14 protein-coding genes are annotated in these 13632 nt (G+C 68.3%); 3 read left to right on the top strand and 11 right to left on the bottom strand.

The features are described 5' to 3' along the window. Nucleotides 1–18: 18 nt before the first annotated feature. Together PSA7680_RS12710 and PSA7680_RS12705 are read left to right on the top strand one after the other, a co-directional pair. Nucleotides 19–828 carry an HAD-IIB family hydrolase gene (locus tag PSA7680_RS12710; RefSeq protein ID WP_085869100.1) on the top strand — a complete coding sequence of 270 codons (810 nt, stop codon included), beginning with the start codon at nt 19–21 and terminating at the stop codon, nt 826–828. Next, nucleotides 821–2041, top strand: coding sequence for a glycosyltransferase family protein (locus tag PSA7680_RS12705; protein ID WP_085869099.1), 1221 nt, complete (start codon nt 821–823; stop codon nt 2039–2041). Before PSA7680_RS12710 ends, PSA7680_RS12705 begins: the two co-directional genes overlap by 8 nt. Nucleotides 2042–2049: 8 nt before the next feature. Here PSA7680_RS12705 and PSA7680_RS12700 read toward each other — a convergent pair whose 3' ends face one another. From PSA7680_RS12700 to PSA7680_RS12660, 9 genes are all read right to left on the bottom strand, one after another. Next, nucleotides 2050–3801 (bottom strand): sugar phosphorylase, encoded by a 1752-nt coding sequence (locus PSA7680_RS12700; protein WP_085869098.1) that lies wholly within the window; start codon nt 3799–3801, stop codon nt 2050–2052. Nucleotides 3802–4024: 223 nt separating this feature from the next. After that, nucleotides 4025–4309: an ArsR/SmtB family transcription factor gene (locus PSA7680_RS12695; RefSeq protein WP_139838641.1), complete on the bottom strand. Its 285-nt coding sequence runs from the start codon at nt 4307–4309 to the stop codon at nt 4025–4027. A gap of 118 nt (nt 4310–4427) precedes the next feature. Continuing rightward, the gene (locus PSA7680_RS12690) at nt 4428–5666 is read right to left on the bottom strand and encodes a mandelate racemase/muconate lactonizing enzyme family protein (RefSeq protein ID WP_085869096.1); all 1239 of its coding nucleotides are present in this window, start codon (nt 5664–5666) and stop codon (nt 4428–4430) included. A gap of 1 nt (nt 5667) precedes the next feature. Next, a complete protein-coding gene (locus PSA7680_RS12685; protein ID WP_085869095.1) occupies nt 5668–6750 on the bottom strand; it encodes an alcohol dehydrogenase catalytic domain-containing protein in 1083 nt (360 codons plus the stop codon). 88 nt (nt 6751–6838) lie between these two features. Beyond that, a complete protein-coding gene (locus tag PSA7680_RS12680) occupies nt 6839–8062 on the bottom strand; it encodes a TCR/Tet family MFS transporter (protein WP_245824616.1) in 1224 nt (407 codons plus the stop codon). Continuing rightward, the gene (locus PSA7680_RS12675) at nt 8059–9402 is read right to left on the bottom strand and encodes a lyase family protein (protein ID WP_139838636.1); all 1344 of its coding nucleotides are present in this window, start codon (nt 9400–9402) and stop codon (nt 8059–8061) included. The genes PSA7680_RS12680 and PSA7680_RS12675 overlap by 4 nt, the downstream gene beginning before the upstream one ends. Before the next feature lie 21 nt (nt 9403–9423). After that, a complete protein-coding gene (locus tag PSA7680_RS12670; RefSeq protein ID WP_085869093.1) occupies nt 9424–10395 on the bottom strand; it encodes a threonine ammonia-lyase in 972 nt (323 codons plus the stop codon). Further along, complete coding sequence (locus tag PSA7680_RS12665; protein WP_085869092.1) at nt 10392–11219, bottom strand: alpha/beta fold hydrolase; 828 nt, start codon at nt 11217–11219, stop codon at nt 10392–10394. The genes PSA7680_RS12670 and PSA7680_RS12665 overlap by 4 nt, the downstream gene beginning before the upstream one ends. After that, nucleotides 11216–11905: a haloacid dehalogenase type II gene (locus PSA7680_RS12660; RefSeq protein ID WP_085869091.1), complete on the bottom strand. Its 690-nt coding sequence runs from the start codon at nt 11903–11905 to the stop codon at nt 11216–11218. The genes PSA7680_RS12665 and PSA7680_RS12660 overlap by 4 nt, the downstream gene beginning before the upstream one ends. Nucleotides 11906–12010: 105 nt before the next feature. On the opposite strand from PSA7680_RS12660, the gene PSA7680_RS12655 reads away from it, so the two are divergent. Next, complete coding sequence (locus PSA7680_RS12655; protein WP_176244137.1) at nt 12011–12406, top strand: VOC family protein; 396 nt, start codon at nt 12011–12013, stop codon at nt 12404–12406. Between the two features lie 34 nt (nt 12407–12440). Here PSA7680_RS12655 and PSA7680_RS12650 read toward each other — a convergent pair whose 3' ends face one another. Together PSA7680_RS12650 and PSA7680_RS12645 are read right to left on the bottom strand one after the other, a co-directional pair. Further along, nucleotides 12441–13403: a phosphotransferase gene (locus PSA7680_RS12650; protein ID WP_085869089.1), complete on the bottom strand. Its 963-nt coding sequence runs from the start codon at nt 13401–13403 to the stop codon at nt 12441–12443. A 37-nt stretch (nt 13404–13440) separates the two neighbouring features. Then, nucleotides 13441–13632 (bottom strand): transposase (locus PSA7680_RS12645; RefSeq protein WP_217808310.1); only part of this gene is annotated, 192 nt, incomplete at its 5' end.

The following is a 13632-nucleotide window of genomic DNA, read 5'->3' as shown; positions in this document are numbered from 1 at the left end:
AGCAAGCCACCGGAGCCCATGCCCGCCAACCCGCCCTTCCTCGTTGTCACCGATCTGGACGGCACCCTTCTGGATCACGAAAGCTACGACGCCCGCCCGGCGGAGCCGGCGCTCGCGCGCCTGCAGGCCGCCGGCATCCCCGTCGTTCTGGCATCCAGCAAGACGGCGGCGGAGATGGCGCCGTTGCGCGCCGCGCTGGGCCTCGCCCGGTTTCCGGCCATCGTCGAGAACGGGGCCGGCCTGCTGCCCTCGGGTGCGGGCGCGGCCGAAGGCGATGCGGACTACCGCCGTCTGCGCGCCGCGCTCGATGATCTGCCGCCCGCCCTGCGCGCGCCCTTCCGGGGCTTCGCCGACATGAGCGTGCCCGAGATCGCAGCCCTCACCGGGCTTCCCGAGGAGGACGCGGCGCTTGCGGCCCGGCGTCAGTTTTCCGAACCGGGGGCCTGGGGCGGGGACGAGAGCCTTCTGGCGGCGTTCCTGGAGGAACTTTCCCGGCGGGGCGTGAGCGCGCGGGAAGGTGGGCGCTTCCTGACGCTCTCCTTCGGGGCCAGCAAGGCCGACCGCCTCGCCGAGATCGCGCAGGCCTATCCGGGGGCCGGGATCATCGCGCTGGGCGATGCGCCCAACGATCGCGAGATGCTGGAAGCCGCCGATATCGCGGTGGTCGTCGCCAACCCGCACCGCCCGCCGCTTGCGCCTCTGGCGCAGGAGGGCACGCGGCCCGTGATCCGAACCGAGGCTCCGGGGCCGCAGGGCTGGAACGCCGCAATCCACCAGATCCTCGAAACGAGGGGCCTTTCGTCAACAAGGAGCCGGTCAGATGGCTGACTTTCACCAGAACGGCAATGTCGCCACCCTGCACAACCTGCGCACCAACGCCCCGGGGGCGCTGGAGGCGGAACTCGCCAGCTTCGCCCAGAGCCGCCACATCGGCCTCATCCTGCCGTCGCTCTTCTCCGAACTGGAAGGGCCAGCGCTGCCCAACATCCTCGATGAGCTTGCGCAGGTCGGCTACCTGCATCGCATCGTGATCGGGCTGGATCGGGCCGACGCCGAGCAATACCGCCATGCCCGCGCCTTCTTCGGCCGCCTGCCCCAGCAGCACGTGGTGATCTGGAACGACAGCCCCCGGATGAAGCAGATCGGCTCGCGCCTCGACGCCCTCGGCCTGAACCCCGGCGAACGCGGCAAGGGGCGCAACGTGTGGTTCTGCCTCGGCTACACCATCGCCTGCCAGGACACTGCCGTGGCCGCCATCCACGATTGCGACATCCTCACCTACGAACGGGAGATGCTGGCCCGGCTCGTCTACCCGGTGGCCAATCCGAATTTCCCCTATCAGGTGGCGAAGGGCTACTACCCGCGCGTGGGCGAGAACAGGATGAACGGCCGCGTCAGCCGGCTGCTCGTCTCGCCGCTGCTGATCGCGCTCAAGAGGGTGATCGGGGATCGGGACTACCTCGATTACCTGCGCGCCTTCCGTTACCCGCTGTCGGGCGAGTTCGCGATGCGCACCGGCATCCTGCCCGATCTGCGCATCCCCTCCGATTGGGGGCTGGAGATCGGCGTGCTGTCGGAAGCTTGGCGCAACCTCGCGCCGAAATCCGTCTGCCAGGTGGAGATCTCCGACAACTACGACCACAAGCATCAGCCCCTGAGCGAGGAAGACGCCTCAACCGGCCTGTCACGCATGTCGGTGGACATCTGCAAGGCGATCTTCCGCAAGCTTGCCGCCGATGGCACGGTGTTCTCGGAAGAGATCTTCCGTTCGCTCAAGGCCACCTACTACCGCTCCGCGCTGGACCTGCTGGAAAGCTACTACTCCGATGCGCGGATGAACGGGCTCACGATCGACCGCCACCTCGAGGAACGCAGCATCGAGCCGTTCGCCCAGAACATCGTGCAGGCCGGGCATGTCTTTCTCGAAAACCCGGCCGAAACCCCCTTCATCCCCACGTGGAACCGCGTGCACGCCGCCGATCCCGACCTCATGCGCGACATGCGTGCCGCGGTGGCGGCGGACGAGGCCGAGTTCGGCTGAGGCGCCGCTCACCCCTTTCGGCGGTTCGTGATCCAGCGGCACTGGTAGGGAGCGAAGGCGATGTTGCCGTGATCGGCCGCGATCCGTTCGCCCGAGAGCAGGTCCACCCAATCCTCCCCCTCGATCAGGTTGATCGAGAAGGGGGAGACTTCCACGGTTTCGGCGCTGACGTTGTGCAGGGCGAAGATCGATTGATCCCGGTCCAGGCTCTGGCGCCAGACGCCGAAGATCCGTTCGTCCAGCTGCAGGGTGAACTGCGTGGCGTTGGGGTGGAAGGCGGCGTGCGCGCAGCGGATGCGGATGCGCTCGCGCAACCCGTTCATCACCTGCGCCTGCGGCGTCTGCGGATCGTCCAGAAGTGCGCGCAGGGTGGGGTAATCCCAGCGGTGGCGGTTGATCGAGCGGTTCTGCCCGGTCTTCTCCACCGCGTCCAGATCGTTCGGGCAGGCCGTGACCGAATGGATGTAGAAGGCCGGGATGCCTTCGAGCGCCATCATGATCGTCTGGCTCGTGAGGAAGCGCGCCACCTGCATGTCGTCTTCCCCCGCGAAGGTGCCCTTCATCGCGTCGAAGAAGGTGATGTTCAGTTCATAGGGGGCCTCGCCGCCATCGGGCAGCGCCCGCATGTTCACCCGCCCGCCGAAGGCCTTCACCGCGTCGATGACCCTGCTCTTCTCCTCTTCCGGCAGCACGCCTTCGGCGGGCCTCATGCCGATGCCGTCATGGGAGGCAGTGAAGTTGAGATAGGCGCAGCCCAGCTGCGCCGGCGGCATGGTGACCTGCCAGCGGTTCAGGTAGCGCGCCGTGCCCGAGAGCATGGCGTGCAGCACCAGCGGCGGCAGGGTGAAATTGTAGACGGCGTGGGCCTCGTTGCGGTTGCCGAAATAGGAGAGGTTCTCTGCGTTGGGCACGTTGGTTTCGGTGAGCAGCACCACGGTTTCGCTGGCGTAGTCGCACAGAAGGCGCATCAGCTGCACGATGGCATGGGTCTGCGGCAGATGGATCGAGGGCGTGCCCACCTCCTTCCAGAGGAAGGCGACGGCATCGAGCCGGATGATGCGCACGCCGTTGTCGATGTGCAGCCGCATGATCCGCAGGAATTCCAGCAGAACCTCGGGGTTGCGGAAATCCAGATCCACCTGGTCATGGCTGAAGGTGCACCAGACGTGGCGCTTGCCGTTGGCGGTTTCCACTTCGCGCAGCAGGGGATGGGTGCGGGGGCGCACCACGGAGGAGAGATCATCCTCGGGGCTGGCCTCGAAGAAGAAGCGGTCATAGGGGGCATGGCCCTGCAGGTAGCTGTTGAACCAGTGGCTCTGGCTCGACACGTGGTTGAGCACCAGATCGCTCATCAGTTTGAACTCCTCCGCGATGCGGTTGATGTCGGGCCAGTCGCCGAGAACCGGGTTCACCGCGCGGTAGTCGGTGACGGCGAAGCCGTCGTCGGAGGTGTAGGGAAAGAAGGGCAGGATGTGCACGCCGTTCACGGTGCCCTGCATGTAGCTGTCAAGGAAGTCGCGCAGGATGTCGAGCGGCTTGTGCGCGCCGTCCACCACGGAGTTTCCGTAGGTGATCAGCAGCGCGTCCTTCTCGCTCCAGAGGTTGTTGCCCGGCTTGCGCGCCCGCTTGCGCCGGGAGGAGCCGTCCGGCCAGAAGGCCTCGACGATCTTGGAGGCCAGGATGTCGGCGTCCACGTCGGGGTAGATGCGGGCGATCAGCGTGGCGATCTTGGTGGAAAAGGAGGTGCTGGGGTCGGACATGGGCGCGGAGACCGGGCTTTTCTGGGAAGGGGCAGGCGGGATCAGGCCCGAGCCTTTCCAATGAAACCGGTTTTGACAAGGCCGTTTTCACCGAAACTTCCGAAACCGCCGGGCAGGGGGCGCTGCCCCCGCCGCGCCCGGGCGACGCGGCTCCCCCGGGATATTTCAGGAACAAAGTGGGGGCGCAATTTCCGGCTTCGAATATCCCGGAGCGTGGGGCCGATCAGCCCTGCCGGCAATACATCTGGTACATCAGTTCGACGGTCCGCCGGGCGCGGTCGTCGGCGATGGAGTAGTAGATCGCCTTGCCTTCGCGGCGCGTGCGCACCAGCCCTTCCTGCCGCAGCCGGGCGAGCTGCTGGCTGACGGCGGCCTGCCGGGTGCCGAGGCGCGCTTCGAGTTCGGAGACGGATTTCTCGCCCTCGACGAGGTTGCACAGGATCATGAGCCGCCCCTCGTGGGACAGCGCCTTGAGCAGCGCGGCGGCCTGCTCGGCCCGCGCCTGCATGTTGTTCACGATCAGGTCCGGCCCGGTGTTCTCGGCAGTCGAGGTCAAGGATCGCTCCGTGGTTCGCCCGTTCTCGCCCGACATATAATCGCGCTTCGGGGCGATTGCGAGGGCGTCCTTACGCCTCCGGTGCCGGCGCGCCGCCCTCGAAGGCGTTGCCGTTGGTGTAGTCGCAGGGGGCTTCCTGCATCTCGAGGTGCAGGTTGCTTCCCGTGTAGGGGTGCGCGCGGGCGAGATCCTCGTCGAAGTCGATGCCGAGGCCCGGTGCCGTGGGGGGGAGGATGTAGCCTTCTTCCCAGGTGATCGAATGCTTGATCAGGGCGAGGTGGAAGGCGCCGCCGGTCTGGATGGTTTCGGCGATCAGCAGGTTGGGCAGGGTTGCGGCGAGGTGGATGTTGGCGGCCCACTCCACCGGGCCGGCATAGAGGTGCGGCGCCATCTGCGCGTTGCAGGCCTCGGCCAGCGTCGCGATCTTCTTCGTTTCCCAGAGCCCGCCGGAGCGCCCCAGCGCCGGTTGCAGGATCGTGGCCGCGCCCTGCCGAAGCACCTCGGCGAACTCGGCCTTGGTGGTGAGCCTCTCGCCGGTGGCCACGGGCACGGAGGTGGCGCGGGCGACCCTGGCCATTTCCGCGATGTTGTCGGGCGGGATCGGTTCCTCGAACCAGAGCGGATCATAGGGCTCGATGGCCTTCGCCATGCGGATTGCGCCGCCGGTGGAGAACTGCCCGTGGGTGCCGAACAGCAGATCGGCCCGATCGCCCACGGCTTCGCGGATGGCGCGGCAGAATTCGGCGCTCATGGTGATGTCGGTGCGGGCAGGCTGGTGGCCGCCGCGGAAGGTGTAGGGGCCGGCCGGATCGAATTTCACCGCGGTGAAGCCGAGTCTGACCATTTCGAGCGCGCAGTCCGCAGCCATGTCCGGCGAGGTCCAGAAGGGCTTCATCGGCTGGTTTTCCAGCGGGTAGAGGTAGGTGTAGGAGCGGATGCGCTCGTTCATCATCCCGCCCAGCAGCGCCCAGACGGGGCGGTCGAGCGCCTTGCCGAGGATGTCCCAGCAGGCGATCTCCAGCCCGGAGAAAGCGCCCATCACGGTGAGGTCCGGGCGCTGGGTGAATCCCGAGGAATAGGCGCGGCGGAACATGCGCTCCACGTTCTGCGGGTGTTCGCCCTGCATGTGGCGCGCAAACACATCTGAGATCACCGCTTCCATCGCCTTCGGGCCGACGGAGGCGGCGTAGCATTCGCCGTAGCCGGTGATGCCGCAGGCGGTGGTGAGTTTCACGAACAGCCAGTAGCGCCCGCCCCAGCCCGGGGCCGGGGGAGCGACGGTGAAAATCTCGAGATCCTGAAGTTTCATGCTAGAATACGATCACGTTGCGGCGCGCGGCACCTTTGCGGGTATCCTGCACGGCCTCGTTGATCTTCTCAAGCGGCCAGCGCGCGCTGACCAGCTCGTCGAGCTTGAGCCGGCCCTGGCGGTAGAGATCGATCATCCAGGGGATGTCGCGGGCGAGCACCACGTCGCCCATCTTGGAGCCGATCATGCCCTGCCCCAGCGCGGCGAATGTGGCCGGATCGTAGCGCGCGGTATCGCCGTTGTGCGGCATCCCGACCATCACCAGCTGGCCGTTGGCGGCCAGCAGCGCGGGCGCTGCCTCGTAGGCGGGAATGGCGCCGACGGTGACGAAGACGGCATCGGCCAGCCGCCCGCCGGTCAGGGCCTTCAGGGCGCCGGGCTGATCGGCTTCGGTGGCGAGGATGCCGCCGGTGGCGCCGAATTCGCGCGCGGCCTCCAGTTTCTCGGGGAGCATGTCGATGGCGATGATCTGTGCGGCGCCCGCGATATGGGCGCCCTGGATCGCGTTGAGCCCCACGCCGCCGGCGCCGATCACCACCACCGTCTGGCCGGGGCGCACCTGCGCGGTGTTCACGGCCGCGCCGGCGCCGGTGATGACGCCGCAGGCCAGCAGCGAGGCCGGTTCGGGGGCGATGTCGCCCGGCAGGGGCGCAAGCTGGTTTTCCTGCACCACGACCTTCTCGGCGAAGGCGCCGCAGAACATGGCCGCCTCCACGGCGGTGCCGTCGCCGAGCGTCAGCGTGGGCGGCGCGCTGCGGTCGCCCTCGCAGGCCACCGGGTGGCCGGCGCCGCAGGGGCTGCAGTGGCCGCAGGCGCGGATGAGCGTGACGAGCACCCTGTCCCCAAGCCTGTAGCGGCTCCTGCCTTCGCCGATGGCGGTGACGCGGCCGGTGGCCTCGTGGCCGTAGACGGCCGGCAAGGCGCCGCCCCATCCGCCGTCCATGTAGGAGATATCGGAGTGGCAGATCGCGCAGGCCTCGACAGTCACCTCGACTTCACCGGGCAGGCACGCCCGCAGGGACACTTCTTCGATGCGCAGCGGCTCTCCGTGGGTGTGGCAGACGGCGGCTCGGATCTTCTGCATTCTGGCCTCCTTGGCAGGGATCGGCCCAGACTGCGCCGCAGGGCCGCCGGCGCGCAAGCCCATGAAACGACACGGGATGTCGCTTTCTTCAGGTTTCCGTTGCGTCGCGGGGCAGGGCGGGGCGGTGCCGCAGGGCCACCGCCAGGCAGACGCCCATCAGCACCATCGACAGCAGGAAGGGCGCCCCCGGAAAGAAGGGCGACGCCCCTTCGCGGCTGAACAGGCTGAAGGTCTGCGTCATCACCAGCGGCGAGAGGATCACGGCGATGGAGGCGATGCTTCCGAGCAGCCCCTGCAATTCGCCCTGCTGGTTGTCCTGCGCCATGCGCGACATCATCCCCTGAAGCGCGGGCCCGGCCAGCGCGCCGAGGGCGGTGAGCGGGGTGAGCACGAGGACGGCCGTGCCGGAAGGCAGCGTGGCGATCAGCAGGAAGGCGAAGGCGTTGAACACGAGGCCGAATAGCAGCGTCCGGTATTCCCCCAGCCGGGGCAGGATCACCCGGATCAGCCCGCCCTGGATCAGCGCCATCGAGATCCCGAAGGAGGCGAGGCTCAGGCCGATCATCTGCGGGCTCCAGCCGAATTTCGCCTGGGTGAAATAGGCCCAGACCGCCGGGTAGACGAAGAAGGCCAGCTGGTAGAGGAAGAAGATCAGCAGGAGCGGGCGCACGCCCTCGAGCTGCGAAATGGCCTTGAAGGCGCCGAAGGGGTTGGCGCGGCGCCACTCGAAGGGCCGGCGGATGCGGTCGGTCACGGTTTCGGGCAGCACGAAATAGCCGAGCACCACGTTCAGCCCGGCAAGCACGGCGGCGGCCACGAAGGGGGCGCGGGGGCCGAAGCTGGCGAGCAGCCCGCCGATCAGCGGGCCGAGCACGAAGCCCATGCCGAAGGCCGCGCTCATCAGGCCGAAGTTCTGGGCCTTCTTCTCAGGGGCGGAGATGTCGGCGATGAAGGCGGCCGCCGTGGCCTGCGTGGCGGCCGTCACCCCGCCCACGAGCCGGCCGAGGAGAAGCAGCCAGATCGTCCCGGCGACGGCCATGACCACGTAGTCGAGGCACATCACCACGAGCGAGATCAGCAGCACCGGGCGGCGGCCGAAGCGGTCCGAAAGGCTGCCCAGCGTGGGCGAGAACAGGAACTGCATCACCGCGAAGGCGGTGGCGAGGATGCCGCCCCAGATCGCGGCGGAGGCCAGATCGCCGCCCTGCACGTCGCGGATCAGGTCGGGCATCACCGGCATGATGAGGCCGACGCCCATCGCGTCGATCATCAGCGTGAGCAGGATGAAGATGAAGGGCAGGCGTGCGCTCATGAGCCGTTGCGCCCGGCGTCGCGCGCCGCCTGCGCGAAGGCGCGAGCGTCCCGCGGTGCAGTGCCCATCTGGGCGGCCGGCGTGAAGATGGCATCCAGATCGAGCTCGGGCCATCGGGCGGCCGCGAGGCTGCGCAGGGGGGCGCCGGTCGTGCGCGCTTCGGCGCAGAGGGCTTTCACCGCGGCCTGTGCCTCGGGGCGCGGCATCGACCGCGCCAGCGCGAAGCTCAGCGCTTCGGCGAAGCCGAGGCCGCCGTCACCCTCCACGCGGGCGGCCATGGCCTCGGCGTTCGGGCGCAGGCCTTCGGCCAGTTCGCAGGCCACGGCGAGGGCGCGGGCGGTGCCGAGGCAGAGCTGGGGCAGGAACATCCATTCGAGCATCCAGGCCGCCGGGTCGCGCTGCTGGCGGTGGATGGCCGCCTCCTGAAGCGAGGTGTTGAGCGCCGCCGCGCTGCGCCCGAGCGCCACGAGCAGCATGGGCAGCGTCGGGTTGTGTTTCTGGGGCATGGTCGAGGAGGCGCCGCCGCCCGGCAGGGTGATCTCGGCCACTTCGCCCTGGTTCAGCAGGGTGAGATCCTCGCCGAATTTCGCAAGGCTCGCGCAGAGGCCGGCCATCCAGCCGGCGAAGGCGGCGAGGCCTTCGCGCTGGCTGTGCCAGCTTGCCCCCGGATCGCCGAGCGCAAGCCCTTCGGCCAGTTTCGCGCGCACCTCGGGGCCCTTGTCGCCCATCGCCGAGAGCGTTCCCGCGGCGCCGGAAAGGCTGACTTTCAGCACCTCGGCCCGCAGCGCGGCGAGCCTCGTGCGATGCGAAAGCAGGGGGGCGCCCCATTCGGCGGCCTGCGCGCCGAAGCTCGTGGGCGTGGCGATCTGGGCAAAGGTGCGCGCTGCCATCGGCAGATCGGCATGGGCCTCCGCGAGGGCGGCGAAAGCCGCGAGCGCCTTCTCGAGCCGGGCTTCGAACAGGCCGAACAGCTGGCGCAGACGCAGGATGAGCCCGGTGTCCTGGATGTCCTGCGAGGTGGCGCCCCAATGGACGTATTGGGCATGCTCCGGCGCGTCCATCGCCTTGCGGAAGGCCTCCACCAGCGCCGGCACCACCACTGCTGACTGCCCGGCGCCGGCGGCGAGCCCGGCCGGGTCGATCTGGCATTCGAGGCTCGCGCGATGGATGAAAAAGGCACTGTCTTCGGGGATCACGCCGCAGGCGCCCTGCGCCTTGGCGAGCGCGCCTTCCACGATCATCATGGCGCGCACGGTGGCGCTGTCGGAGAAGAGCCTGCCCGCCTCTGCGTCGAGGAAGAGATCGCGGTAGATCGCGCTGTCGTAAACGGAAGCTGCCATGGTGCCGTCCTGCCTGATTGCCTATCCCCATTCTTCCAGCGCGCGCTGGAAGATGGCTGAATCCACGTTGCCGCCCGAGACCACCACGAAGACGGCATCGCCCTCGATGGCATCCCCGTGATAGAGCGCCGCCGCCAGCGCCGCCGCGCCCCCCGGCTCGGCCACGATCTTGAGCCGCGTGAAGGCGGTGGCCATCGCGCAGAGACAATCGGCCTCGCTCACCACGATGCCCGGCCCGCAGAGCCGCTTGAGGATGGGGAACGTCAGATCGCCGGGGCGGGGGGTGATGATGGAATCGCAGATCGAGCCCGAGGTCGCCGCGTTGCTCTCGATCTCGCCCGAGATCAGCGAGCGGGTCACGTCGTCGAACCCTTCCGGCTCGACGGGGCGGGGCCGCAGGCCGGGGGCCTTGGCCTCCAGCGCGAGCGCGACGCCAGACGTCAGCCCGCCACCGCCGCAGGGGATCAGCACGTCGGCCTCCGAAACGCGGCGCAGCCGGGCCTGCTCGGCGATCTCGAGGCCGATGGTCCCCTGTCCGGCGATGACCTGCGGCTCGTCGAACGGCTTGATCAGCGTGAGCCCGTGTTCCGCGGCCAGCCGCGCGCCGATCTCGGCGCGGTCCTCGCTGGCGCGGTCGTAGAGCACCACCTGCGCCCCGAGTGCGCGGGTGTTCTCGATCTTCAGGTTGGGCGCATCCGAGGGCATCACCACCACCGCGCGGATGCCGAACATGCGCGCGGCATAGGCCACGCCCTGCCCGTGGTTGCCGGAGGAATAGGCCAGCACGCCCTTTTCGCGGATCGCTTCGGGCAGCGAGGCGATGGCATTGTAGGCGCCGCGGAACTTGAAGCTACCGGTCTGCTGAAGGCACTCGGGCTTCACGTAGACGCGCCGGCCCGCGATCTCGTCCAGGAACGGCGAGTTCAGGATCTGGGTGCGGCGGCGGTTGCCGGACAGCCGGGCGTTGGCGGCTTCGATCATGTGGATGTTCATGCGAGATCCTCGAGGAAGGCTGAGATCACGGCGAGGCTCTCGGTTTCGTCGAGGAAGGGAACGTGGCCCCGTCCGGGCACGTCGGCAAAATGCATGTCGGGCCGGCGGCGGCGCATCTCGGCGGCGGTTTCCGGGCTAAGGAGGTTGGAGTTGGCGCCGCGGATCAGGGCCAGCGGCAGCCCATCCAGGGCGTCGAACAGCGGCCAGAGATCGGGCATCGGCGCCGCGCCGGCGGCCTCCACCGCGTCGCGCAGGCGCTTGTCGTAGCGCAGTTCGAGCCCGGTCTCGGTCTGTCGGTAGTGGTTGCGGGCCTCGGCGATCCAGCGTTCCATGGGCACGCCGGCGAAGCCGTCCATCAGCTTCGCGCGCGCCGCGGCGGCTGCCTCGATCGTGCGTTGTGCCGGGCGGCGCCCGAGGTAGCCCATGATGTCCGAAAGGCCCTCGGCGGCGATCTCGGGGCCGATGTCGTTGAGGCAGACGCCGAGCAGCCGATCCTTCGCGGTGGCGGCCAGCGCCATGGCGATCAGCCCGCCGCGCGAGGTGCCCAGGATTGCCGCTTTCTCAATCCCGAGATGATCCATCAGTTCCAGAACGTCCCGCGCTTCGACGGGGATGGAGTAGCTGTGGAAATCCTCGGCATAGTCGCTTTCGCCCCGGCCCCTGTAGTCCGGGCGGATCAGGCGGACGCCGTGCAGGTGGGGCGCGACGTGATCGAAATCGCGGCCGTTGCGGGTGAGGCCGGCAAGGCAGAGAAGGGGCGTCCCCTCCCCCTCGTCGGTATAGGCGAGCGACAGGCCGTCGCTGGACGTGAAACGCTGTATCAAAGGGATTGGGCCAATTCCGGAATGGTGGTCAGATCTGTCAGCCTATTTGCCGGAACCCAGGGCAGGCGGTCAACCGGTTCGCCGGCCCGGTTGACCCAGACGGTGTGAAACCCGTAGCCGGTGGCGCAGCCGGCATCCCAGCCGTTGGAGGAGACGAAGAGCACTTCCTCCCTGGCGCAGCCGAAGCGCTGGCCGACCAGATCGTAGACGCGGGCATCCGGTTTGAAGACGCCGACGCTTTCGACGGAGAGCACATCGTCCAGCACATCGCCCACGCCAGCGGACTGCACGGCCCCCTCCAGCATGGCGGGCGAGCCGTTGGACAGGATGGCCGTCTGGTAGCCAGCGGCTTTCAGGGCGGCCAGCATGGCGGGCACCTCCGGGTAGGCGGCCAGCTCCCAGTAGAGCGCCAGCAGCCGTTCACGCAGGGCGGCGTCGCCGGCAAGCCCCGAGGCCTCCAGCGCCCAGTCCAGCCCGTTCTGCGTGACTTCCCAGAAATCCGCGTGTGCCCCCGCGACGGCCCGTAGCCAGGTGTATTGCAGCTGTTTGAGCCGCCAGTCGCTGGCGACTTTCACCCAATGTGCCGCGAAAGCCTCGCGGCCGGGTTCGGCGGCGGCCTGCCGGGCGGCGGCAGCCACGTCGAACAGCGTGCCGTAGGCATCGAAAACGCAGGTGGTGACGGGCATTGGGCGCTCCTTTCGGTCGTGAATCGCGGCGAGAGTGGCACGAGACCGCGCGCGGCGCCAGTTGTCGTGCTAGGCTGCCGGCGAAACGGCAATCGGGAGGCGATGATGGCTGGCAAGGAAGAAGCCCACGGCAGGATCTGGTGGAGCGAATTGATGACGCGGGACGTGCCCGCCGCGCTGCGCTACTACGAAACCGTCTGCGGCTGGCAGATCTCCGAGATGCCGATGCAGGATCCGGCCATGGGCACCTATTACATGGGCTCCCGCGGCGGGCAGCCGGTGGCGGGCATCATGGACATGGGGCCCCTGGCAGGCATGGAGGAGGTGCCGCCGCACTGGTTCACTTATGTTGCGGTGGCCGATCTGGACGCGGCGCTTGCCAGCACGCGCCAGCAGGGCGGCGAAGTGCTGCGAGAGGCCTTCGAGGTGCCGGGCGTCGGGCGGATCGGGATCGTCACCGATCCCGGCGGCGCCGCGCTGGGGCTGATCACGCCGGCCTGAGGGATCGGGCCGAGGGGGCGGAGCGCACCCGCGTTCAACCGAGCGCGTCCGGGCTGATCGGCAGTTTCAGGAAGGCCTCGATCGCGGCGCGCGTGTTGGCGCGGGTGTCCTCGCGCTTGTATTCCTGCACGAAGCGCCCCAGCAGCTGGGAGGCGATGAAGAAGGGCAGGGTTGTGGCTTCTTCGCGCGGATCCAGCAGCCCGCATTTCAGGAAGGCTTTCAGATCGGGCTCCGAGATGCCGAGCCGCAGGCGCCCCGAGGGATGCGGATGGGTGATCTGGAGGTAGACGAGAAAGCGCGCGATCTCCTGGGTGAGCGCCATCCAGCTTTCGCCCTGGATGTCCAACCCGTAGAGCGTGCCCTGGTGGAACGTCAGGTTGAGGGTGGTGAAATCGCCGTGGGTCGCCGCCTGGCAGACATCCGCCCCGGCCACCAGCGGTGCGCGCCGGTGCATGTTGTCATGCAGCCGGGCGGCCAGCGCCTGATCGTCGGCATCGGGGATGCGCGCCGGCAGATCGGCGCGTTTTTCCACCCAGTGGTGCGGGCCGAACCTGGCGAGCCGCTGGCGCCCCGACGTGTAGCGCTTGAGCCAGCTGCCACACTGCGCCACCAGCCGCCGCCGCTTGGCGGCATCGGCCTTGGCCATGACGGCATCGAGCCGGTTGCCCGGCATGAAGGAGAGCACCGATAGCCCGGCGTCCGGGAAGGCCTGCACCATCCGCATTGCCTGATAGGGGCCTTCGGCCATGAAGCCCTGAAGATAGGAAAGCTCCGCCGCCTGCCGCTCGACGGTCTCCGAGGCCTTCTCGCCGTTGAACAGTTTGAAGATCACCCGCTCGCCGTCCAGCTTGCCGATGAAGACCGCGCTCTCGGGGCTGGCCTTGATGAATTTCTGAAGCTTCGCCCCTTTCAGGGCAGGGGTGTGAACGATGATGCCCTTGAGCCGGGTCGCGGACTCGTCCATCCGGCCGATCTGATTGGCGAAGCGGAGTTTCATGCCGCGCGGCTCCTGCTGTGCATGTGTCAGGGCGAGACTAGGTCGTGGACTCATAATGTCTGATCCAGAGCCTTGAGCAAGCGAGGTGAAGTGCGGCGAGGAAGTTTGCTGCGGTTTTGAAGTATCGCGTTGCGATGCCGCGGAAGTGTTTGAGACGATTGAAGAACCGTTCGACCTTGTTGCGTTCGCGGTAGAGGTCTCGGTCGACGGTCCTGACCACGCGGACGTT

It is taken from the genome of Pseudoruegeria aquimaris (genome assembly GCF_900172235.1).
GTDB classification, from domain to species: Bacteria; Pseudomonadota; Alphaproteobacteria; order Rhodobacterales; family Rhodobacteraceae; genus Pseudoruegeria; species Pseudoruegeria aquimaris.
The sequence above is the reverse complement of the archived record's forward strand: the minus strand, read 5'-3'. Positions and strand labels throughout refer to the sequence as shown.

Excerpts from the sequence above, each read along its gene's own strand:
- PSA7680_RS12690 (WP_085869096.1), bottom strand. The coding sequence starts at position 5,666 with ATGAAACTTCAGGATCTCGAGATTTTCACCGTCGCTCCCCCGGCCCCG.
- PSA7680_RS12680 (WP_245824616.1), bottom strand. The coding sequence starts at position 8,062 with ATGAGCGCACGCCTGCCCTTCATCTTCATCCTGCTCACGCTGATGATC.
- PSA7680_RS12650 (WP_085869089.1), bottom strand. The coding sequence starts at position 13,403 with ATGAAACTCCGCTTCGCCAATCAGATCGGCCGGATGGACGAGTCCGCG.
- PSA7680_RS12660 (WP_085869091.1), bottom strand. The coding sequence starts at position 11,905 with ATGCCCGTCACCACCTGCGTTTTCGATGCCTACGGCACGCTGTTCGAC.
- PSA7680_RS12705 (WP_085869099.1), top strand. The coding sequence starts at position 821 with ATGGCTGACTTTCACCAGAACGGCAATGTCGCCACCCTGCACAACCTG.
- PSA7680_RS12670 (WP_085869093.1), bottom strand. The coding sequence starts at position 10,395 with ATGAACATCCACATGATCGAAGCCGCCAACGCCCGGCTGTCCGGCAAC.
- PSA7680_RS12700 (WP_085869098.1), bottom strand. The coding sequence starts at position 3,801 with ATGTCCGACCCCAGCACCTCCTTTTCCACCAAGATCGCCACGCTGATC.
- PSA7680_RS12655 (WP_176244137.1), top strand. The coding sequence starts at position 12,011 with ATGGCTGGCAAGGAAGAAGCCCACGGCAGGATCTGGTGGAGCGAATTG.
- PSA7680_RS12675 (WP_139838636.1), bottom strand. The coding sequence starts at position 9,402 with ATGGCAGCTTCCGTTTACGACAGCGCGATCTACCGCGATCTCTTCCTC.
- PSA7680_RS12710 (WP_085869100.1), top strand. The coding sequence starts at position 19 with ATGCCCGCCAACCCGCCCTTCCTCGTTGTCACCGATCTGGACGGCACC.
- PSA7680_RS12695 (WP_139838641.1), bottom strand. The coding sequence starts at position 4,309 with ATGCAGGCGCGGGCCGAGCAGGCCGCCGCGCTGCTCAAGGCGCTGTCC.
- PSA7680_RS12685 (WP_085869095.1), bottom strand. The coding sequence starts at position 6,750 with ATGCAGAAGATCCGAGCCGCCGTCTGCCACACCCACGGAGAGCCGCTG.